This window comes from Serratia sp. LACPHL-BACT-2024-00286, from assembly GCF_043109535.1.
Taxonomy (GTDB): Bacteria; Pseudomonadota; Gammaproteobacteria; order Enterobacterales; family Enterobacteriaceae; genus Serratia; species Serratia sarumanii.
Genome location: NZ_JBICNA010000006.1, coordinates 128,262 through 148,786, shown reverse-complemented (window position 1 = coordinate 148,786; position 20,525 = coordinate 128,262). Strand labels below are relative to the sequence as shown.

18 protein-coding genes are annotated in these 20,525 nt (G+C 62.1%); 8 read left to right on the top strand and 10 right to left on the bottom strand.

Translation table 11 applies throughout. The annotated features are described in order from the left end of the window. Window positions 1–281 precede the first annotated feature (281 nt). The 4 genes from ACF8MC_RS18760 (at window position 282) to ettA (ending at window position 4,483) form a co-directional block, all read left to right on the top strand. Entirely contained in the window at window positions 282–893 is a 612-nt protein-coding gene (locus ACF8MC_RS18760) for a YfiR family protein (RefSeq protein ID WP_369783288.1), read from the top strand. Next, complete coding sequence (locus tag ACF8MC_RS18755; protein WP_164105386.1) at window positions 890–2,137, top strand: diguanylate cyclase domain-containing protein; 1,248 nt, start codon at window positions 890–892, stop codon at window positions 2,135–2,137. The genes ACF8MC_RS18760 and ACF8MC_RS18755 overlap by 4 nt, the downstream gene beginning before the upstream one ends. A gap of 38 nt (window positions 2,138–2,175) precedes the next feature. Then, a complete protein-coding gene (locus ACF8MC_RS18750) occupies window positions 2,176–2,673 on the top strand; it encodes an OmpA family protein (protein WP_164050110.1) in 498 nt (165 codons plus the stop codon). A 142-nt stretch (window positions 2,674–2,815) separates the two neighbouring features. Further along, window positions 2,816–4,483: an energy-dependent translational throttle protein EttA gene (ettA, locus tag ACF8MC_RS18745; RefSeq protein ID WP_025159620.1), complete on the top strand. Its 1,668-nt coding sequence runs from the start codon at window positions 2,816–2,818 to the stop codon at window positions 4,481–4,483. A gap of 30 nt (window positions 4,484–4,513) precedes the next feature. On the opposite strand, the gene ACF8MC_RS18740 is transcribed toward ettA, so the two are convergent. Beyond that, on the bottom strand, window positions 4,514–5,419 hold the full coding sequence (locus ACF8MC_RS18740) for an AraC family transcriptional regulator (protein WP_164105388.1): 906 nt from the start codon (window positions 5,417–5,419) through the stop codon (window positions 4,514–4,516). A gap of 163 nt (window positions 5,420–5,582) precedes the next feature. Between ACF8MC_RS18740 and ACF8MC_RS18735 the strand changes: the two genes are divergently transcribed. Together ACF8MC_RS18735 and ACF8MC_RS18730 are read left to right on the top strand one after the other, a co-directional pair. After that, entirely contained in the window at window positions 5,583–6,551 is a 969-nt protein-coding gene (locus ACF8MC_RS18735) for an SDR family NAD(P)-dependent oxidoreductase (RefSeq protein WP_164105391.1), read from the top strand. Window positions 6,552–6,564: 13 nt separating this feature from the next. Beyond that, the gene (locus ACF8MC_RS18730) at window positions 6,565–7,560 is read left to right on the top strand and encodes an NADP-dependent oxidoreductase (RefSeq protein ID WP_164105393.1); all 996 of its coding nucleotides are present in this window, start codon (window positions 6,565–6,567) and stop codon (window positions 7,558–7,560) included. Between the two features lie 41 nt (window positions 7,561–7,601). On the opposite strand, the gene ACF8MC_RS18725 is transcribed toward ACF8MC_RS18730, so the two are convergent. After that, on the bottom strand, window positions 7,602–8,513 hold the full coding sequence (locus ACF8MC_RS18725; protein WP_060439106.1) for a LysR family transcriptional regulator: 912 nt from the start codon (window positions 8,511–8,513) through the stop codon (window positions 7,602–7,604). Window positions 8,514–8,610: 97 nt separating this feature from the next. Between ACF8MC_RS18725 and ACF8MC_RS18720 the strand changes: the two genes are divergently transcribed. Then, window positions 8,611–9,612, top strand: coding sequence for a zinc-binding alcohol dehydrogenase family protein (locus tag ACF8MC_RS18720; protein ID WP_049213067.1), 1,002 nt, complete (start codon window positions 8,611–8,613; stop codon window positions 9,610–9,612). Between the two features lie 31 nt (window positions 9,613–9,643). Here the strand turns inward: ACF8MC_RS18720 and ACF8MC_RS18715 are convergent, their stop codons facing one another. The 4 genes from ACF8MC_RS18715 to serB all read right to left on the bottom strand — a co-directional run bounded on the left by ACF8MC_RS18715 (window position 9,644) and on the right by serB (window position 14,924). Further along, window positions 9,644–11,077, bottom strand: coding sequence for a glycosyltransferase family 39 protein (locus ACF8MC_RS18715; RefSeq protein ID WP_164105396.1), 1,434 nt, complete (start codon window positions 11,075–11,077; stop codon window positions 9,644–9,646). Between the two features lie 132 nt (window positions 11,078–11,209). After that, window positions 11,210–12,484, bottom strand: a complete 1,275-nt coding sequence (gene nadR / locus ACF8MC_RS18710; RefSeq protein WP_164105398.1) for a multifunctional transcriptional regulator/nicotinamide-nucleotide adenylyltransferase/ribosylnicotinamide kinase NadR — start codon at window positions 12,482–12,484, stop codon at window positions 11,210–11,212. 58 nt (window positions 12,485–12,542) lie between these two features. Then, complete coding sequence (gene radA, locus ACF8MC_RS18705; RefSeq protein ID WP_025159617.1) at window positions 12,543–13,928, bottom strand: DNA repair protein RadA; 1,386 nt, start codon at window positions 13,926–13,928, stop codon at window positions 12,543–12,545. A gap of 18 nt (window positions 13,929–13,946) precedes the next feature. Further along, window positions 13,947–14,924 (bottom strand): phosphoserine phosphatase, encoded by a 978-nt coding sequence (serB, locus tag ACF8MC_RS18700; RefSeq protein ID WP_016929162.1) that lies wholly within the window; start codon window positions 14,922–14,924, stop codon window positions 13,947–13,949. Between the two features lie 110 nt (window positions 14,925–15,034). Here serB and ACF8MC_RS18695 point away from each other — a divergent pair, with 110 nt between their 5' ends. Further along, on the top strand, window positions 15,035–15,718 hold the full coding sequence (locus ACF8MC_RS18695) for a YtjB family periplasmic protein (RefSeq protein WP_164105400.1): 684 nt from the start codon (window positions 15,035–15,037) through the stop codon (window positions 15,716–15,718). A gap of 168 nt (window positions 15,719–15,886) precedes the next feature. Here the strand turns inward: ACF8MC_RS18695 and deoD are convergent, their stop codons facing one another. The 4 genes from deoD to deoC all read right to left on the bottom strand — a co-directional run bounded on the left by deoD (window position 15,887) and on the right by deoC (window position 20,247). Continuing rightward, window positions 15,887–16,618, bottom strand: a complete 732-nt coding sequence (gene deoD / locus ACF8MC_RS18690) for a purine-nucleoside phosphorylase (RefSeq protein ID WP_004933059.1) — start codon at window positions 16,616–16,618, stop codon at window positions 15,887–15,889. A 166-nt stretch (window positions 16,619–16,784) separates the two neighbouring features. Beyond that, window positions 16,785–18,008, bottom strand: coding sequence for a phosphopentomutase (gene deoB, locus ACF8MC_RS18685; RefSeq protein ID WP_033649124.1), 1,224 nt, complete (start codon window positions 18,006–18,008; stop codon window positions 16,785–16,787). Window positions 18,009–18,078: 70 nt separating this feature from the next. Then, window positions 18,079–19,401 (bottom strand): thymidine phosphorylase, encoded by a 1,323-nt coding sequence (gene deoA, locus ACF8MC_RS18680; RefSeq protein WP_164105402.1) that lies wholly within the window; start codon window positions 19,399–19,401, stop codon window positions 18,079–18,081. A gap of 66 nt (window positions 19,402–19,467) precedes the next feature. After that, the gene (gene deoC / locus ACF8MC_RS18675) at window positions 19,468–20,247 is read right to left on the bottom strand and encodes a deoxyribose-phosphate aldolase (RefSeq protein WP_033641793.1); all 780 of its coding nucleotides are present in this window, start codon (window positions 20,245–20,247) and stop codon (window positions 19,468–19,470) included. Window positions 20,248–20,525 lie beyond the last annotated feature (278 nt).

The following is a 20,525-nucleotide window of genomic DNA, read 5'->3' as shown; positions in this document are numbered from 1 at the left end:
CTGACAGCTGGCCAAACGCGCCAACTTTGCAGAAAAGCGGTGGCAAACCCGGGTAGGCATTTTTATACTATCAAAAATAAGTAGGATAATTCCGAGAAAACAGCACATAAAGCGCCCAACGAAGACATCTTATAATACAATCCGCGCCAATTATGGGTGAGATAGTGTTCATTAGGCAGTGCGACTGACAGCTTTCAGCAAAACGATTGTCCCTTCAAGCGGGCCGAACTTTTCCTTGTCAGGCCACGGCCTGCGGGCGGTGGAGCAGGCCGGAATGGCGGGTGAAGATGGCGAATAAGACCGCGATAGCGATGCGTTGCGCAAAAAGCCCCGTGCCGGGCTTCCTTGGCGCACGTCTGAATATCGGTCGCCTGCTGCTGATCGTGTTGTTGGTGCTGCTGACGTTGTCCGGGCCTGCGCGCGCCGCCGATGATCCCTATCAAAAACGCACGCACGCCGTGACGACCGTGGTGGTAGGCATCATCAGCTACGCCCGCTGGTCGCGTGAACCCAATCCGATCCGCTTGTGCGTGACCGCACCCACCCAGTATGCCGAAGGGCTGTTCGATCCGATCCTGCTGAGCGCGCCGCGTCCGATTAAAGCCGAGCGTGTGCCGTTCGACAGCCCAACGCTGAGTACCGGCTGCGATGTCATCTACTTAGGGAACATCACCGCCGCGCAGAGACAAAATTTCATGCAGCGCATTTCCGGCAACTCCATTCTCAGCATCAGCGAGAACGATAGCGAATGCTCCGCCGGCAGCGCATTTTGCCTGCAGATCGATGGGGACCAGGCCAGTTTCAAGGTCAACCTGGACGCTCTGGCGCGCAGCGGCGTGCGCGTTCACCCCAACGTGCTGCAGCTGGCACGCAAACAGGCGCCGCCGCTATGAGGCTGTTGCACAGAAACCGCGCCGGCAATGCGCGCCCGACGCTGGGCCGAGTGCTGCAGCGGGTACATCTTGGGCTGGCGCTGATCGCCGTCGGCACCGCCGGCATCTTTTTGACGCTGGTGGCGCTGTTTGCGCTGCGCGCCTATGCCGACCACAACCTGCACCTGATCGCGCGCTCCATCAGCTATACCGTCGAGGCCGCCGTGGTGTTTGAAGACGGCGTCGCCGCGCGTGAGGCGCTGATGTTGATCGCCTCCAACGAAGAGATCCTGGAGGCACGCATTCTGGATAATAAAGGCAAGATGCTGGCCAGCTGGCGCCATCCCTCCGACAGCCCGCTGCACGGTCTGGAGCAGATGGTTGCGCACTGGGCGCTGCCCGAGCCGGTCATCCTGCCTATTTCTCACGGGGGCAAACAGGTCGGCCAGGTCTGGTTGAGCGGCAACGGCGGCAGCCTGTTGCGTTTCCTGTTGCGCGGCCTGGTCGGCATGCTCGCCTGCATGGTGCTCAGCACCCTGTGCGCCCTGGTGTTGTCGCGCCGTATGCTGGTCGGCATCGTCAGTTCGCTGGACGACATCGCCAACGTGGCGCACGCGGTGCGCCGCGATCGCACCTTCGGCCTGCGGGTGCCGTCGGCGCCGATCGCCGAGCTGCATGAGCTCAGCAACGATTTCAACGGCTTGCTCGACGAGCTGGAGGCCTGGCAGGCCCATCTGAAGCAGGAGAACGACTCGCTGGCTCACCGGGCGACGCACGACAGCCTGACCGGCTTGCCGAACCGCGCCTTCTTCGAAGGGCGGCTGAGCCGGGCGCTGGGCGATATCGAACCGCCGGCGAAATTGGCGGTGCTGTTTATCGACGGCGATCGCTTCAAGGAGGTGAACGACAGTTACGGCCACGCCGCAGGCGATGCGGTGCTGACCACCATTGCCGGGCGCATTCGCGCGCAGCTGCGCGAGACCGATCTGGTCGCGCGTCTGGGCGGGGATGAATTCGCCGTGCTGCTGGCGCCGGTACACGGCACGGAAGATGTCCTGCAGATCGCTGACAACATCATCGATTGCATGACGCAACCGGTCATTTTGCCGAACGACGAGGCGGTCATTACCTCTCTGAGTATCGGTATTGCGCTGTACCCTGATCACGCGTCGACGCCTCAGGGTCTTTTGCACGAAGCTGACGATGCGATGTATCAGGCAAAGCATCGTTATAACGGAGGCTGGCGGCTGGCTATACATAAATAAGAGCCCCGGCTATAACACTTGAACTAGGGATTTTGACTATGATACAGCAACTGTTTAAAGGTCGTTTTTCACTGCTGACGATGGTGTTCGTCGCCCTGCTGGCGCTCGCCGGCTGCCAGAGCAAACCGCAGGGCCTGACGGCCGAGCAGATCGCGCTGCTGCAATCGCAGGGCTTCAAACTGACCGATAACGGCTGGGAGTTCGGCCTGTCGGATAAAGTGCTGTTCGGCAACAACATCGGCAAGCTGAACCCGGAAAGCACCGAGACGGTGCAGAAGATGGGCCGCGCGCTGCTGAGCGTCGGCATCACCAAGTTCCGCCTGGACGGTCATACCGACAACTACGGTGAAGACAGCTATAACGACCAGCTCTCCCTGCGCCGCGCCGATGCGGTGGCCGATCTGCTGGCCAGCGTCGGCATTCCGCGCGCCAATATCGAAACCCGCGGCATGGGCAAACGCGATCCCGTTGCCGACAACCGCACCTCCAGCGGCCGCGCGGAAAACCGCCGCGTCGCGATCGTCGTCACGCCATAAGCCACCAATATGCGCCTTTATCGGCGCATAAACGGTTATACTTAGCGATCGCTGAGCGATGTCTGGGATCCGAGATCGAAACGGGCTACACTCATGCCGCCAGACATCCTATAAATACTGATATAGAGAGGCTTAGAGCAACGTGGCTCAATACGTCTATACCATGCACCGCGTCGGCAAGGTGGTACCGCCGAAGCGTCATATTTTGAAAAACATCTCCCTGAGCTTCTTCCCCGGGGCCAAAATCGGCGTACTGGGCCTGAACGGCGCCGGTAAGTCCACCCTGCTGCGCATCATGGCCGGCATCGATACCGATATCGAAGGGGAAGCGCGCCCGCAGCCGGGCATCAAGATCGGTTACCTGCCGCAGGAGCCGCAGCTTAACCTCGAACACACCGTGCGTGAGTCGGTGGAAGAAGCGCTGGCGGAAGTGGTCGGCGCGCTGAAGCGCCTGGACGAAGTGTACGCGCTGTACGCCGAAGAAGGCGCAGACTTCGACAAGCTGGCCGCCGAACAGGGCCGCCTGGAAGAGATCATTCAGGCGCACGACGGTCACAACCTCAACGCCCAACTGGAACGCGCCGCCGACGCGCTGCGCCTGCCGGACTGGGACGCCAAAATCGCCCACCTGTCCGGGGGTGAACGCCGCCGCGTCGCGCTGTGCCGCCTGCTGCTGGAAAAACCGGACATGCTGCTGCTTGACGAACCGACCAACCACCTGGACGCCGAGTCCGTGGCCTGGCTGGAACGCTTCCTGCACGACTTCGAAGGCACCGTGGTAGCGATCACCCACGACCGTTACTTCCTGGATAACGTGGCCGGCTGGATCCTCGAACTGGACCGCGGCGAGGGCATTCCATGGGAAGGCAACTACTCTTCCTGGCTGGAGCAGAAAGACGCGCGTCTGGCGCAGGAAGCGTCCGCCGAAGCCGCTCGCCGCAAGTCGATCGAGAAAGAGCTGGAGTGGGTGCGTCAGGGCGCCAAAGGCCGTCAGTCCAAAGGCAAGGCCCGTTTGGCCCGCTTCGAAGAGCTGAACAACACCGAATACCAGAAACGTAACGAAACCAACGAACTGTTCATTCCACCTGGCGCACGCCTGGGCGACAAAGTGGTCGAAGTCAGCAACCTGCGCAAGTCCTACGGCGACCGCCTGCTGATCGACGACCTGTCGTTCTCGGTGCCGAAAGGGGCAATCGTCGGCATCATCGGCCCGAACGGCGCGGGTAAATCCACGCTGTTCCGCATGATGTCCGGCCAGGAACAGCCTGATTCCGGCAGCATCGTGCTGGGCGACACCGTCAAGCTGGCCTCCGTCGATCAGTTCCGCGACAGCATGGACGGTTCGAAAACCGTGTGGGAAGAAGTCTCCGGCGGGCAGGACATCATGCGCATCGGCAACACCGAGATGCCGAGCCGCGCCTATGTCGGCCGCTTCAACTTCAAGGGCGTCGATCAGGGCAAACGCGTGGGCGAGCTGTCCGGCGGTGAGCGTGGCCGTCTGCACCTGGCCAAGCTGCTGCAGGTTGGCGGCAACGTGCTGCTGCTCGATGAACCGACCAACGACCTGGATATCGAAACCCTGCGCGCGCTGGAAAACGCCCTGCTGGAATTCCCTGGCTGCGCCATGGTGATCTCGCACGACCGTTGGTTCCTCGACCGTATCGCCACCCACATCCTGGACTACCAGGATGAAGGCAAGGTGGAATTCTTCGAAGGCAACTTCACCGAGTACGAAGAGTACAAGAAGCGTACGCTGGGCGCCGACGCGCTCGAGCCGCACCGCATCAAGTACAAGAAGATCGCCAAGTAATCCCCAAGGCGCCGCATGCGGCGCCTTTTTTTATGCCCGCGCCCGACGATAGTCGCGCGGTGAGCATGCCATCACGCGCTTGAACGCGTGGCTGAAAGCGCTGTCGGAATCGTACCCCAAACGCTGCGCGATAGCGGAGACCGGTTCGCCGCCGGTACGCAGCGCCCGCGCCGCCAGCAGCATGCGCCAACGCGACACATACTCAAGCGGCGCCATTCCCGCCTTCTGCTTGAAGCGCAGCGCCAACGTCGAACGGGAAACGCTCGCCGCATCGGCCAATGACGCCACCGTCCAGCGCCGGGCTGGATCGGCGTGTACTGCCTGCATCGCGGCGCCGATGCGCGGATCGAACAAGGCGGGCAGCCAGCCGGAGGCCGCGCCCTCCTCCCTCGTCAGGTAAATCCGCAGCGCCTGGGTCAACATGATTTGCCCCAGGTGATGCGTCATCAGCGCGCTACCCGGCGAAGGCTTTAACAGCTCGTCCGCCAGCCGCTGCAGCGCCCATTGCAACACGGCGGCCTCTTCGGTGCCGCCTCGGATCACCATCAACGCCGGTAAACTCCCCAACAACCGCTCCACTTCCTCACCGAAGGTAAAACTCCCGCCGATAAACAGGCACGTGTCTCCCTCGCCGCAGCGCGCCACGCCGTTTTGCGCCTGCAGATAAAGCGCATCGGCGTCGAGCGCCGGCAGTGACAAGTCGCTGCCGACGGTCAGCGGCAGGCTGCGAGTCAGCAGTAAACAGTCGCCGGCCGCCAGCCACAGCGGTTCTGCCAGCCCTTCCGCCGCCAACCAACAGCCGCCGCGCACCACCGCGTTGAACTTCCCGCCTTGCGGAGCGGGAAAATGAACGGCCCAGTCGCCGCCGGCCTTCAGGCCGCCGAAAAACGCATTCTGGCTGTTCAGTGGCGCCAGCACTTCCGATAAAGGATCCATACCCTCTCCCCATAAAGATCTTGCAAGAGCATAACCCGCGCGATGCGCTGGCCGAAGACTTTAGGACGATGGCGACAGAAATTAGGTTTTTGTTGCATTCATCCGCCGGATAACGCCGATTTACACTCCCTGTGTCACAGCCAACCACAGCGAGGAATCCCCAATGAACAAACAAACGCCCATCGGCTCTGGCTTCAACGCCACCACCACCGCCGCCGACGTGCTCAAAGATCGTCAACTGGCCGGCATGACGGCGCTGGTCACCGGCGGCCATTCCGGCCTGGGGTTGGAAACGACTCGCGCATTGACGCAGGCGGGAGCACAGGTGATTGTCGCCGCCCGCGATCCCGTCATCGCCCGCACTCGTCTGGCCCTCGCCGGTATCAGCAACGTCGACATTTATGAGCTTGATTTGGCCGATCTGAACAACATTAGAGAGTTCGCGCAACATCTTCTGGCGACCGGCGTCCACCTCGATATGGTGATCTGCGGCGCCGGCATCATGGCCTGTCCTGAAACCCGCATCGGCCCAGGCTGGGAGGCTCAATTCGCGATCAACCACCTGGGGCATTACGCGCTGGTGAACCACCTCTGGCCGGCATTGGCGGGCGGCGCCCGCGTTGTCGTCATCTCCTCTTCCGGCCACCATGCCAGCGCCATACGCTGGAATGACGTGCAGTTTCACAGCGGCTATGACAAGTGGCGGGCCTACGGCCAGTCGAAAACCGCTAATGCGTTATTCGCCGTGCACCTCGACAAACGAGGACGAGCCGCCGGTGTACGCGCCTTCACGCTGCATCCCGGCATGATCCCCACGCCACTGCAGCGTTACCTCTCGCAGGAAGAGATGCTCGCATTGGACTGGATCGACGCCGACGGCAAACCCGCCCACCCGGAAATGCTGAAAACGCCGCAACAGGGTGCGGCAACCCAGGTGTGGGCGGCGACATCGCCTCAACTCAATGGCCTTGGCGGATTGTATTGCGAAGACTGCGATATCGCCCGGCGCAACGATGACGAGGGCCTTTCCTTCAGCGGCGTAAAAAGCTACGCCGTCGATCCTGAACAGGCCCAACGCCTGTGGGAATTGTCGGCGCAACTCACCGGCATCGACATCTTCGGCAAGATTTAAACAGGAGCCCCCTATGCAGAATCGCCAAATCATCCTCGGCAAACTCCCACAGGGAAAGCTGACCGTCGATTGTTTTCAGACTCGCGAGACCCCGATGCCGATCCCCGGCCCCGGAGAGGTTCTGTTGCGCACGCTTTACGTGCCTTTGGATGCGGCCAGCAGAGCCTGGATGCAGGGCGTCACCTATCGTTCCGGATTGCAGCCAGGAGACATCATGGCCGCGACGACGCTGGCCGAAGTCGTCACGTCGCGCTCTCCCCTGCTGGCCGCCGGCGATATCGTGTTGGCGGAAACCGGCTGGCAAACCTTCACGGCCCTGCCGGCGGCTGAGGCGCTCAAACAGCCGGACATCGTTCCGCATACGCACTTGCTCAGCGTTTACGGCGTACCCGGACTCACCGCTTACTTCGGCCTGCTGGAATGCGGACGCCCCAAGGCCGGTGAAACCGTCGTCATTTCCGCCGCCGCAGGGGCGGTAGGCATGTTCGCCGGACAAATCGCCCGGCTCCACGGCTGCCGCACGGTGGGCATTGCCGGCGGCGCCGCCAAAACGGCTCTGCTGACGGACAGGCTGGGTTTCGACGCGGCGATAGATTATAAGGCGGGGAATCTGCATGACGGCCTGCGCCGCTCGTGCCCCAACGGCATTGACGTGCTGTTCGACAACGTCGGCGGCGATATTTTGGCGGCCTGCCTGCCGCACATGGCGAAACAGGGGCGCATTGTTTGCTGCGGCGCGGTGTCGCAGTACGATACGGCCTCCCCACCGGCCGCGCCGGCCGGGATCCCCGGTTTGCTGATCGTCAACAGCTTGACGATGCGGGGGTTCCTGTTGGCCGACTTCCTTCACCGACAAGAACAGGCGCTGACGGCGCTCACGGCCTGGGTCGCGGAGAAGAAATTAGCGGTCATCGAAGATCTGATCGCCGGTTTTGAGCTGCTGCCCGCGGCCCTGGTTGGCCTGCTGGCGGGGGAAAACACAGGAAAGCGCATCGTGCAAGTGACGTAATATCTTGTTTAACCCAGGAGCGGCCTGGGCTTCCTTGGTTCTTATTCCCGCGGCAGCTCGCGGGCGTAGTCGTCGAACGCCGGATGCTGCAGCACCACATCGATGAAGCAGGCCAGCGCCGGGGAATTCAGCTTGCGGCTCGGGTAAACCAGATACAGCTCGTTGCCCTCCGCGCGCCACGCCGGCAAGACTTCCACCAACAGCTTCTGCGCCACCACCTCGCGGCTGAGAAACGCCGGCAACAGCGTGATCCCCGCGCCGGCGATAGCGCATTCACGCGCATACAGCAGGTTGTCGGTGGTGTGCGCCAGCGGCAGCTGCCAGCGGTAATAGTCATCGCCGCAGCGCAGGTTCCAGGCCGTCCAGGCGCGGTGGGCAATGCAGCGATGCTGTTGCAGCTGCTGCGGGTGTTCGATCGGCGGATGCTGCGCCAGATAAGACGGCGCGGCCAACAGATAGCGCGGCGCATACCCGAGACGGCGACCGATCAGCGAAGAATCCTGCGGCTTGCCGGTGCGCAGCGCGGCATCGTAACCTTCCTGCACCAGATCCACCATGGCGTCGGACACCGACACCTCCAGCGAAACGTCCGGATACTGGCGCTGAAAATCCGCCGCCAGCCGCGCCACTAGGGTCGCCCCCAGCCCGGCGGGCGTTGAAATGCGCAGGCGGCCGCTCGGGTTATCGCGCAGCCGCTGCAACGCCAGATCGGCGCGTTCCGCGGCGGACATCATCGCCTGACAATGTTCCAGATAGCGCTCACCGGCGAAGGTCAGGTTCAGCTGGCGCGTGGTGCGATTGAGCAAGCGCAGCCCCAGCGTCTGTTCGAGCTGGCTGATGCGCTGGCTGACGCTGGATTTCGGCAACCCGACGCGCTGCGCGGCGGCGGTGAAGCTGCCGCACTCCGCCACCAGCGCGAACAGCGCCATGTCCTGCAGCTGTTTGAATTCCATTGTTCACCTTAAACGAACACTCTGTTAGATATTGTCCATCTTATCACCCCACTGCCGCGGGTCTACACTGGGGACATCATTTAAAAGGAGCACAATCATGTCGATAAAAGCCATTGCCGTAGACCCGCAGAACCCCGCCGGTTTCATCGAAATCTCACCGGAGATGCCGGTTCCCGGCCAGTACGATCTGCTGGTGGCAGTGAAAGCGGCGTCGGTCAACCCGGTGGACACCAAAGTGCACGCCGGTCTGCAAAAGAGCGGCCTGCAGCAGCCGCGCATCCTCGGCTGGGACGCCAGCGGCGTGGTGGTAGACGTGGGCAGCGGCGTCAGCGGCTTCAAGCCCGGCGATGAAGTGTGGTACGCCGGCGACATCACCCGCCCCGGCAGCAACAGCAGCCACCAGCTGATCGACTCACGCATCGCCGCGCACAAGCCGCGCAGCCTGAACTGGGCCGAGTCCGCCGCCCTGCCGCTCACCGCCCTCACCGCCTGGGAAGCGCTGTTCGAACACCTGAACATTCAGGATGCGCCGGAGCACAAGACGCTACTGATCATCGGCGGCGCCGGCGGCGTCGGCTCGCTGGCCATTCCGCTGGCCGCGCTGCGCAGCAAGGTGAAAGTGATCGCCACCGCCTCAAGGCCGGAATCCGCCGCCTGGTGCCGTGAGCGCGGCGCCGATCTGGTGGTGGACTACCGCGATCTGAAGGGCGAGCTGGCGCAGCACGGCATCGAGCAGGTGGATTACATCCTGTGCCTGAACGATACCGACGGCCACTGGCCGGCGATGGCCGAGCTGGTCGCGCCGCTGGGCCATATCTGCACCATCGTCGAGAACGCGCAGCCGTTGGATCAAAACGCGCTGAAGCTGAAGAGCGCCGCGCTGCATTGGGAGTTCATGTTCACCCGCAGCATGTTCACCACCCCGGACATCGCGCAGCAGGGCCAGATCCTCCAACAGGTGGCGCAGCTGCTGGACGAGGGCAAGTTGAGCACCACGCTGAGCGAAACCCTGCACGGGCTGTCGGTAGAAACGCTGACCGCCGCGCATCAACGGCTGCTCGGCGGCCATATGCAAGGCAAGCTGGTTATCGCTTACTAAGCCTGAATCGCGGCGGCGTTTTGCGCCGCCGTTACTGCGGACGAACGAAGCCGACGCACAGCGCTTGCTCGTCGGCATGCGGATCGGCGCGGAACGTCAGCGTCTGCTGCCAATCGAGGCGCATCTTCGGCCAGTGGGCCAACTCGCCGCCGAAGTCGCTGCGCGCGCAGTCTTCACCCAACCGCCCGAACAGGGCGACGCCGTGCTGCGCAATCTGCGGATAGCTGATGTTGACGTTGTAGATATTCGGGCGCGTATGATTAGACCAGCGCGTAATGGTCTGCGGCCGGGAGCCGGCGTACACCGTCATCCACTGCGACAGGTATTCGCCGCCGACGTAGCGCAGGCTGACGCCATACCGCTCCTGCCACAGCCGCTCCACTCCGACGCTGAACGCCTTGATACCCACCATTTTCTGGCCGGCGTTGCGCACGTTGCCCAGCATCACCGCGGCATACCCCAGATAGACCGCCAGCGCCGCGCACATCAGCCCGATGGTCGCCGCGCGCAGCGAACGCACCGGCGGCTGGCGCACGCAGCCGACCAGCAGCGCGGGCGCCAGCATGAAGAACGGCTGCAGCCACTCGGTCAGCCGGCCGCCGACGTTGAAAGAGAACCAGAAGGTAATGATGCCGAGCGGCAACAGGTAGACCCACAGCAACACCCGCATCGGCAACGCCGCTGGCCAGGCCATCACCGCCCCGCTGCGCCGCAGGATCACCCACAGCGCGAGCGACGGATAGAACACCAGCAGCAGCGACTGCAGCATATCGAGGTTGAGCTGCATCTTGATCTGCGAATCCACCCACTTGAAGGCGGCGAAGTCATGGTTCCACAGCCAGAACAGGTTCGGCAGCACCAGCGCCAACCAGATCGCCACCGCCAGATAGAACTGCGGCTGGCGATAGCAGCGGCGGATCTGCGGTACGAACAGCGTCGACAGCGCCGCGAAATAGACGAAGGCGAAGGTCGAGTATTTCGCCATCATCGCCAGACCGGCCACCAATGCGAAAGCCGGCCACCAGTTGGCCGAACGCGAGATCGCCAGGTGGAAGAACAGCGCCATCCACGGCCACAGCATCACCAACAGGTAATTGTCGTTGTAGGGAATGATGTCGAAATTGATGATGCCGGACAGGTTGAGCGTCAGCAGCGCCATCCAGGCCAGCGAGGTGCTGCCGCTCAGGCGGCGCGCCAATAGCCAGACGCCCAACATGCCGATGGCGATGGCGATGAAGTGCCCGCCATACCAGTACAGGTTCAGCGGCAGCCACGGGAGCCAGATCGCCGGCTGCATCGCCGCACCGACCAGCCAAGGATTTTTCGGTGAGCCCCACTCGGCGTTGAGGCCCCAGTTGAGCGCCTCGACGGCGTCGTAAGGCAGAGTGGGATCGAGATGAACGGTCAGCAGCGTCCAGGCTGCGGCATAGCAGATCAACCAGAGAACGAGTAAGCGATAAGACATGTCTTCTTCTGAGCGTTATTGTAAAGAAAATCTTAACCTAGTCGCTACCGAATGAACCATGTTTAAACAAGCCGTTAAATGTGCGCCACAGAGGCGTTTCTGCCGCCGCGACCGCACATTCCGCTAATTTTCTCAGCCTGCGGCGTGGCGATGGGCGGGCGCATTCGCCAACCGGCCGGCGTCCGCCGCCAGCAGCTGCTGCACCAGCTCGACGCAGCGCAGGAAACGCTCTTCGTAATCGCTGGACTCGACGTGCACATACTCGATGTTGTTGGCGCGCAACATCTCCTCCAGCAAATGCTGGAACGCCAGGCGATCGGCGACGCTGCCAAGGCTGCGCAGGCCGTCCGCCACCCACGGCGTGTTGTTTTCCAACAGGATCACCAGATCGAAACGGTATTCGTCGATCAGCGCCTGCACGAAGGGGTGTTCACGCCCCTCGTACTTTTTGCAAAACGCCTGGGTGGTGACGAAATCGGTATCGATAAACGCCACCTTGTTGGCGTACTTAACCGCGAAATCCACGTATTGCGCCTGCCCGAGAGCGATTTTGTCGTAGTCGGAGTACTGCAGCGCCATCTCGTCGCCGCCCAGGTGCGAAAACACGTAATCGCGGCCATATTCCCAGGCGCTGGTGGTGTTGAAGATGTTGGCCAGCTTGTTGACCAGCGTCGACTTGCCGCTCGACTCGCCGCCGAGGATCGCCACGGTGCGCACGAAGAACGGCTTCACCTCGGTCGGGATGTAGTCCCAATAGCGGAACGGATCCTGGCGGATCTGATTGCCGCTGATGTTCATGAACGAACGCTCGGGATCGACCAAGATGGTTTCGATGCCCAGATGCTCGCGGTAGCGCGGCGCATCCTGCGCTTCGCTGGAATAGATGAAGCTCGGCACGATGCCCTTTTGTTCCATAAAGGCCTTCATGCCGTCGCTCCACACGTTCCAGCCGTGCGGATAGGGTTCGATGCCCTGCTCGTCGAACGAGTGGATATGGATGTTTTTCTGGTACTTGAAGGTCTGCAGCAGCCAGCGCAGGCGATCGCTGACCGTTGGCTGTTGCGACATCGAACTGTTCTCGAACAGCTCGCGATCGCGCGGTTCATCGTGGCACAAGATAACGTGAAGTTCGTCCACCTGACTGCAGGCGCGCTGGATCAGATAGATGTGGCCGGTGTGCAGCGGGTAAAATTTACCAAACACCACGCCGACTTTGACCTCTTTACGCGGGAACTCCAGCCCGAGAAAACGGTGCAGCGCCTCGAGCTTTTGCGCGCTCGGGCTTTTGATTTTGTCGTTCAACAGCTGGCTCAGATAGCCCTTGGTCATGCCGCTGGCATCCGCCACCTGCTGCAAAGTACAGCCCTTTTGCTTAATGGACGTCTTCAGGTAATCAAATTGCGGCATGGCCACCTCCGTTTAGTATGCTAAACAAAATAGCATATCTTACTCGCCGTCGGCGACATTAATAAAACTCTTCCAGCACGTCGAGCGCGTCCGCCAGCTTCTTGACCCCAAACACCTGCATGTTGGCCGGCGGCTTCTTCGGCATGTTGCCGTGCGGCACGATGGCGCGCTTGAAACCGTGCTTGGCCGCTTCGGAGATGCGCTCCTGGCCGCTCGGCACCGGACGGATTTCTCCCGCCAGCCCCACTTCGCCGAACACCACCAGATCGTTCGGCAGCGGCCGATCGCGCAGGCTCGACACCAACGACATCAGCAGCGCCAAATCGGCGCTGGTCTCGCTGACCTTCACCCCGCCGACCACGTTGACGAACACGTCCTGATCCGACATCTGCAGCCCGCCGTGCCGGTGCAGCACCGCCAGCAGGATCGCCAACCGGTTCTGCTCCAGGCCCACCGCCACGCGGCGCGGGTTGGACATCATCGAGTGATCCACCAGCGCCTGGATCTCCACCAGCAGCGGCCGGGTGCCTTCCCACACCACCATCACCGAACTGCCGGAAGTGACTTCATCGCCGCGGCTGAGGAAGATCGCCGAAGGGTTGCTGACTTCGCGCAGCCCCTGTTCGGTCATGGCGAACACCCCCAGCTCGTTGACCGCGCCGAAGCGGTTCTTGTGGCTGCGCAGGGTGCGGAAGCGGGAATCGGCGTCGCCGTCCAGCAGCACCGAACAGTCGATGCAGTGTTCCAGCACTTTCGGCCCGGCCAGCGAGCCGTCTTTGGTGACGTGGCCGACCATGACGATCGCCACGCCGCGCGTCTTGGCGAAGCGCGTCAGGTAGGCGGCGGTTTCGCGCACCTGGGCCACGCTGCCCGGCGAAGACTGAATGTCCGCCATGTGCATCACCTGGATCGAGTCGATCACCATCAGCTTCGGCTGTTCCTGCTCGGCGATCAGGCAGATCTGCTCGATGCTGGTTTCCGACAGCATGTTCAGGCCGCCGGTCGGCAGCCCCAGACGGTGAGCGCGCATCGCCACCTGCTGCAGCGACTCCTCGCCGGTGACGTACAGGGTTTTCATCTGTTCGGACAGTTTGCACAGCACCTGCAGCAACAGGGTGCTCTTGCCGGCGCCGGGGTTGCCGCCGATCAGAATGGCGCTGCCGGGCACCACGCCGCCGCCCAGCACGCGATCGAACTCGAGAAAGCCGGTGGTGAAGCGCGGCAGCGCCTCAAGGCTGATTTCCGACAGCTTCTGCACCTTGCTGACGCCGGCGTCGCCGGCATAGCCGCTGAGGCGATCGTTGCGCGCCGCTGCGGGCGACGCGGCCAAACGCACTTCCGTGATGGTGTTCCAGGCATGACAGGCGCTGCACTGCCCCTGCCAACGCGGATAGTCCGCCCCGCACTCATTGCACACAAATGCCCGTTTTGCCGCTTTTGCCACGTCTACCTCAATCTTTCGTTATCGCACTTCGTGTTTCAGGCTGCCGGTGAGAATGCACAGCACGCCCATCAGATCCGCATGCCGGATCGCCACCTGCGCTTTTTCATACACTTTCGGCTTGGCGTGGTAGGCGATGCCCAACCCCGCCGCCTGCATCATTTTCAAATCGTTGGCGCCGTCGCCGATGGCTACGGTCTGCGCCAGCGGGATCTCCAGCTTCTCCGCCAGCCGCAGCAGCGTATCGGCTTTGAACTGCGCGTCCACCACCGGCCCCAGCACTTCGCCGGTCAGCTTGCCGTCGCGGATCTCCAGCTCATTGGCCGCCGCCGCCACCAGCCGCAGCCGGTTGCGCAGGTATTCGGCGTAGTAGGTGAAGCCGCCGGAGGCGATCGCCACATGCCAGCCCATCGCCTGCAGCTTGCCCACCAGGCTGGTCAGCCCCGGCATCAGCGGCAGCTCGTCGCGCACCTGCTTGAGGATGTTGGCGTCGGCTCCTTTCAGCGTGCCGACGCGCTGGCGCAGGCTGGCGGTAAAGTCCAGCTCGCCGCGCATCGCGCGTTCGGTGACTTCCGCCACCTGTTCGCCGACGCCCGCCAGCTTGGCGATCTCGTCGATGCACTCGATCTCGATCGCCGTCGAATCCATGTCCATCACCAGCAGCCCCGGCGTGCGCAGGTGCGGGATCTTGCCGAGCGGCGCCACGTCCAGCCCGCTCTCCGCCGCCAGCAGCTTGGCGCGCGGCGTCAAGGTGCCCGCCAGGCGCACCACCTGATAGTCGTCCACGCCCCAGGCGGTGACGATCACCATCGCCGCGCCCAGCTTGCGTTGGAATTGTGTAATGCGCGCCTTGTCCAGCTTTCTGCCGTATAACAGCCATCCGGTATTGCCCGCCCGGTAGTCCAGCGGCATCACTTCGTCGCCGCTGAGCGAAAGGGGAAGACCCGGCCATTGAGAGATCTCCGCCGGAAGATCGCAATAGGTCAGACTGTTTGACATCATTGACTCCTGAATGGACAAAAACGCTGCATGATAAAACGACGCATCAAGCTATCCTATCGCCAGCGGTTCTGGCAACATAAAGTGTCCCCGATGCCCAAGGAACCTGCATGGCTCGCGCTAAACTGAAATTTCGCCTGCACCGTACCGCTATTATCCTGATTTGCCTGGCTTTGCTGGTGCTGCTGATGCAGGGTGCCTCTTATTTTAGCCTGAGTCACCAAATGGCGCGATCCGAACAGGTCGAAGAGCTGGCGCAGACGCTGACCAAACAGGTCGCCTACAGCCTGGCGCCGCTGCTGGACGACGACGGCAACAACCCGCGCATCGACGCCATCCTCAAGCAGCTCACCGATCACAGCCGCATTCTCGACGTCAGCGTGTATCAGTTGGACGGCACGCTGGTCTCCCACGCCGGGGAGCAGATAAGTATACGCGATCGCCTGTCGCTCGACGGCAAACGCGCCGGCAGCTACTTCAACCACCAGTTGGTCGAATCCATTCAGGGCAAAGACGGCCCGATCGGCTTTATCCGCATCACCCTCGACACCCACGTGCTGGCGACCGAGTCCAAGCAGGTGGACAACACCACCAACCTGCTGCGCCTGATGATCCTGCTGGCGCTGGCGATCGGCATCATTCTGGCGCGCACCCTGCTGCAACACCGCCGCAGCCGCTGGCAGCAGTCGCCGTACCTGTTGACCGCCAACACGCCGTTGGCAGAAGGCAATACGGTGGAAGACGACGAAGAGGATGCGCCTGAGGCAAAACAGGAAGCGCCGAAGCAGGGGTAACTCAGGCCAGGCGCTGAATGTGATCGTGCCGTTTATTGTCCTTTCGGTGAATAGATTGCCCGTAACGGCTTCATCAATAACCAGTTGAAAGGTAAAGCGTTAGCCAAAACTGGCCAAGCGGAATGAATAGATTGATGGGCGGGCGCCATGATGACGCCCGCCGGGGTATTACGCTTTGTCGCCCAGCAGCACGGATTCCAGCGCGATAACGATCATTTCGTTAAAGGTGGTCTGGCGTTCCGCCGCCGTGGTCGCTTCGTGACGCAGGATGTGGTCGGACACGGTGCAGATGGTCAGCGCCTTGCAGCCGAACTCTTCGTACAGCTCTGCCGCCACGCCGTAGATGCCGGCCGCTTCCATTTCCACGCCCAGGATGCCGTACTTCTTCATCACCTGGAACATGTCCGGATCCGGGGTGTAGAACAGATCGGCGGAGAAGATGTTGCCCACGCGCGCCGGGATGCCCTGCGCCGCCGCCGCGTCGACCGCGTTGCGCACCATGTCGAAGTCGGCGATCGCCGCGTAGTCGTTGTCCTTGAAGCGCAGACGGTTCACCTTGGAGTCGGTGCACGCGCCCATGCCGATCACCACGTCACGCAGTTTGATATCGTCACGCACCGCGCCGCAGGAGCCCACGCGAATGATCTTCTTCACGCCGAATTCTGCGATCAGCTCGCGCGCATAGATGGAGCAGGATGGGATACCCATGCCGTGGCCCATTACGGAGATGCGGCGGCCTTTATAGGTGCCGGTGAAGCCCAACATGCCGCGCACGTTGTTCACTTCCACCGCGCCTTCCAGGAAGGTTTCGGCGATGTATTTTGCACGCAGCGGATCGCCCGGCATCAGTACTACGTCAGCGAAATCACCCATCTCAGCATTAATGTGCGGCGTAGCCATAATTTTCTTCCTTTAGAAATCTTATTTAATAAAAACGTCAAACATCTAAGCCTTGAATTTCGAGTTGCAGCTAGGCAGCTAGCGGGTGAATCCCCAGGAGCTTACTTGAGTAAGTGACTGGGGTTCACGCGTGAAGCTAACAACGCTGCGGCTTGAAAGACAGGGCTTAGAACATGCTCTTACCGTAATCCATCGGCGACAGGCCAAAGTAATTGGCAACGGTCTGGCCGATGTCGGCGAAGGTCTCGCGGTGGCCCAGCGAGCCCGGTTTCACTTTCGGGCCGTAAACCAGCACCGGGATGTGCTCGCGGGTGTGGTCGGTGCCCGGCCAGGTCGGGTCGCAGCCGTGGTCGGCGGTGAAGATGATGATGTCTTCGTCTTTCACCAGCTTCAGCAGCTCCGGCAGGCGGCGGTCGAACAGCTCCAGCGCGGCGGCGTAGCCCGCCACGTCGCGGCGGTGGCCATAGGAGGAGTCGAAGTCCACGAAGTTGGTGAACACGATGGTGTTGTCGCCGGCCTTTTCCATTTCGATCAGGGTCGCGTCGAACAGCGCGTCGATGCCGGTCGCCTTCACCTTCTTGGTGATGCCGACGTTGGCGTAGATGTCGGCGATTTTACCGATCGACACCACTTCGCCGCCCTTCTCGTCCACCAGCTTTTTCAGCACGGTCGGCGCCGGCGGCTCTACCGCCAGATCGTGACGGTTGCCGGTGCGCTGGAAGTTGCCCGGCTTGTCGCCGACGAACGGACGCGCGATCACGCGGCCGATGTTATACCCGCCTTCGGTCAGCTCTTCACGCGCGATTTCGCACAGCTCGTACAGGCGATCCAGGCCGAAGGTTTCTTCATGGCAGGCGATCTGGAATACCGAGTCGGCGGAGGTGTAGAAAATCGGCTTGCCGGTTTTCATGTGCTCTTCACCCAGTTGATCGAGGATCACGGTGCCGGATGAGTGGCAGTTGCCCAGGTAGCCCGGCAGCTTGGCGCGTTCGACCAGTTTGTCCAGCAGTGCCTGCGGGAAGCTGTTGTGCTCGTCCTTGAAATAGCCCCAGTCGAACAGCACCGGCACGCCGGCGATTTCCCAGTGGCCCGACGGCGTGTCTTTACCGGAAGAGAGTTCGCTGGCGTAAGCGTAAGCGCCGATGATGTCGGCGTTGCGATCCAACCCCTGCGGGAAGTTGCCGGTGGACTCTTCCGCCGCTTTGCCGAGGCCCAGACGGCTCAGGTTAGGCAGCGTCAGCGGGCCCTGGCGGCCCACGTTGGCCTCACCGCGCGCGCAAACCTCGGCGATGTGGCCCAGGGTGTCGGAACCCTGATCGCCAAAACGTTCGGCGTCTTCGCTGGCGCCGATGCCGAAGGAGTCCAATACCATAATAAATGTGCGTTTCATCTGTGCTCTCCTGCGTGTTCTCACGCTTTGGACGGCCGCGAAAAAGCCGCGACCGTTCCTGATTCTTGGGTTATTCCGTGATGCGCTTATACACCACCGGCGTCGCTTCCGGCGCCTTGTCGCTCAGCGTCATCGCGCTGCGCACCGCATCGGCCGCCTGCTGCCAGCTCTCTTCATCGTTGGCGTGGATCATCGCCAGCGGCTGCTGGGCATCCACTTTCTCGCCCAGGCGCGCCACCTCGGTCAGGCCAACGCTGTAATCGATGGCGTCGCTCGCCCGGCGACGGCCGCCACCCAGCGAAACCACCGCCATGCCCAGCGCGCGGGTATCCATGGCGCTGACGATGCCCGGCTTTTCAGCATACACCGGCTTGCTCAGCGTTGCCGCCGGCAGATAGCTATCGTAGCGTTCGACGAAGTCTATCGGCCCCTGCTGCGCCGCCACCATGCGGCCAAACACCTCCGCCGCCTTGCCGTTGTCCAGCACCGCCTGCAGTTTGGCGCGCGCGTCGGCCTCGTCTTGCGCCAGGCCGCCGGACAGCAGCATCTCCACGCACAGCGCCAGCGTCACTTCCAGCAGGCGCGGGTTGCGGTATTCGCCGGTCAGGAAGCGCACCGCTTCACGCACTTCCACCGCGTTGCCGGCGCTGGAGGCCAGCACCTGGTTCATGTCGGTCAGCAGCGCGGTGGTCTTGCAGCCCGCGCCGTTGGCCACGCCGACGATCGCCTGCGCCAAATCTTGCGACAGCGCATAGGTCGGCATAAAGGCGCCGGAGCCAACCTTCACGTCCATCACCAGCGCATCCAGCCCTTCCGCCAGCTTCTTGGCCAGAATGGAGGCGGTGATCAGCGGGATCGAATCCACGGTGGCGGTGATGTCGCGGGTGGCGTAAAAACGTTTGTCCGCCGGCGCCAGCGAGCTGGTCTGGCCGATGATCGCCACGCCGACGTCCTGAATGATTTTGCGGAAGGCGTTATCGTCCGGGAAAATATTGAAGCCCGGAATGGCTTCCAGCTTGTCCAGCGTGCCGCCGGTATGCCCCAGGCCGCGGCCGGAGATCATCGGCACATAGCCGCCGCAGGCCGCCACCATCGGGCCGAGCATCAGCGAGGTCACGTCGCCCACGCCGCCGGTCGAATGCTTGTCGACGATCGGGCCGTTCAGCGCCAGGCTTTTCCAGTCCAACACGGTGCCGGAATCGCGCATCGCCATGGTGAGCGCCACGCGCTCCGGCATGCTCATGTCATGGAAATAAATGGTCATCGCCAGCGCGGCGATCTGCCCTTCCGACACCACGTTGTCGCGAATGCCGTTGATGAAAAAGCGGATTTCCGCTTCGCTTAACGGCTGGCCGTCGCGTTTCTTACGAATAATTTCTTGAGCCAGGAACAAGGCATCCCCCTGTGTCGCCGAGAGTCGGTGCAGACGGGCGCGCCTGGCGCCCGCCAACGAAATCGATCAGTAGCCGCCGCCGGCGGTCTGGGTCTGGTGGCCCAGCGCGGCCAGCAAGCTGGCCAGCAGGCTGGAAGCGCCAAAGCGGAAATGCCGCGCATCGGCCCAGCCTTCGCCCAGAATACGATCGGCAAGCTGCAGATAATGCAGCGCATCCTCTGCGGTGCGCACGCCGCCGGCCGGCTTGAAGCCCACCGTCTTCGCCACGCCCATATCGCGGATCACCGACATCATCAGCTCGGCGCTTTCCAGCGTGGCGTTGACCGGCACCTTGCCGGTGGAGGTCTTGATAAAGTCCGCCCCGGCCTTGATGGCGATCTCGGACGCCTTGCGGATCAGATCGGCCTGCTTCAGCTCACCGGTTTCGATGATCACTTTCAGCAGCACGTTGGCCGCCTGGCAAGCCTGCTTGCACTGTTTCACCAGCTCAAAGCCGACCTGTTCGTTGCCGGCGATCAGCGCGCGGTAAGGGAACACCACGTCTACTTCATCCGCGCCATAGGCGATGGCCGCGCGGGTTTCCGCCAGCGCGATGTCGATATCGTCGTTGCCATGCGGGAAGTTGGTCACGGTGGCGATGCGGATATCCGGCGTGCCTTGCTCGCGCAGCGCCTTACGCGCCACCGGGATAAAACGCGGGTAGATGCAGATGGCCGCCGTGTGGCCGGCCGGGCTGTTGGCCTGACGACAGAGCGCGATCACTTTCTCGTCGGTGTCATCATCATTCAGCGTGGTTAAATCCATCAAATTCAGCGCACGTTGCGCTGCTGCGGTTAATTCGGTCATAAAACTCTCCAACTGAGTACCTGGGTGTTGGCGAGCGGACTTGGTTCCATGAAGATAGCGCTGGGGAACGGCGTTCCCGCGGCGGCAACTGAGATCCTTCTCACCGCACATGGCCACCCGCCTTGCGGCCGGCCAGTAATAGCTATTTGAACACGAATGCCGGAGGCGATTCGCGTTCATCGTCACACTATATGAAATAGCACTGTAACAGACCGGAATTATATGTGAAGAGCATCACAAAATAACGCGATATCGTTCACAAATTCGCTAAAGAAGCG

Excerpts from the sequence above, each read along its gene's own strand:
- deoC (WP_033641793.1), bottom strand. The coding sequence starts at position 20,247 with ATGACCGAATTAACCGCAGCAGCGCAACGTGCGCTGAATTTGATGGAT.
- ACF8MC_RS18740 (WP_164105388.1), bottom strand. The coding sequence starts at position 5,419 with ATGGATCCTTTATCGGAAGTGCTGGCGCCACTGAACAGCCAGAATGCG.
- ACF8MC_RS18715 (WP_164105396.1), bottom strand. The coding sequence starts at position 11,077 with ATGTCTTATCGCTTACTCGTTCTCTGGTTGATCTGCTATGCCGCAGCC.
- nadR (WP_164105398.1), bottom strand. The coding sequence starts at position 12,484 with ATGCCGCAATTTGATTACCTGAAGACGTCCATTAAGCAAAAGGGCTGT.
- ACF8MC_RS18735 (WP_164105391.1), top strand. The coding sequence starts at position 5,583 with ATGAACAAACAAACGCCCATCGGCTCTGGCTTCAACGCCACCACCACC.
- ACF8MC_RS18725 (WP_060439106.1), bottom strand. The coding sequence starts at position 8,513 with ATGGAATTCAAACAGCTGCAGGACATGGCGCTGTTCGCGCTGGTGGCG.
- deoD (WP_004933059.1), bottom strand. The coding sequence starts at position 16,618 with ATGGCTACGCCGCACATTAATGCTGAGATGGGTGATTTCGCTGACGTA.
- deoB (WP_033649124.1), bottom strand. The coding sequence starts at position 18,008 with ATGAAACGCACATTTATTATGGTATTGGACTCCTTCGGCATCGGCGCC.
- serB (WP_016929162.1), bottom strand. The coding sequence starts at position 14,924 with ATGTCAAACAGTCTGACCTATTGCGATCTTCCGGCGGAGATCTCTCAA.
- ACF8MC_RS18755 (WP_164105386.1), top strand. The coding sequence starts at position 890 with ATGAGGCTGTTGCACAGAAACCGCGCCGGCAATGCGCGCCCGACGCTG.
- ACF8MC_RS18720 (WP_049213067.1), top strand. The coding sequence starts at position 8,611 with ATGTCGATAAAAGCCATTGCCGTAGACCCGCAGAACCCCGCCGGTTTC.
- ACF8MC_RS18695 (WP_164105400.1), top strand. The coding sequence starts at position 15,035 with ATGGCTCGCGCTAAACTGAAATTTCGCCTGCACCGTACCGCTATTATC.
- ACF8MC_RS18750 (WP_164050110.1), top strand. The coding sequence starts at position 2,176 with ATGATACAGCAACTGTTTAAAGGTCGTTTTTCACTGCTGACGATGGTG.
- ACF8MC_RS18730 (WP_164105393.1), top strand. The coding sequence starts at position 6,565 with ATGCAGAATCGCCAAATCATCCTCGGCAAACTCCCACAGGGAAAGCTG.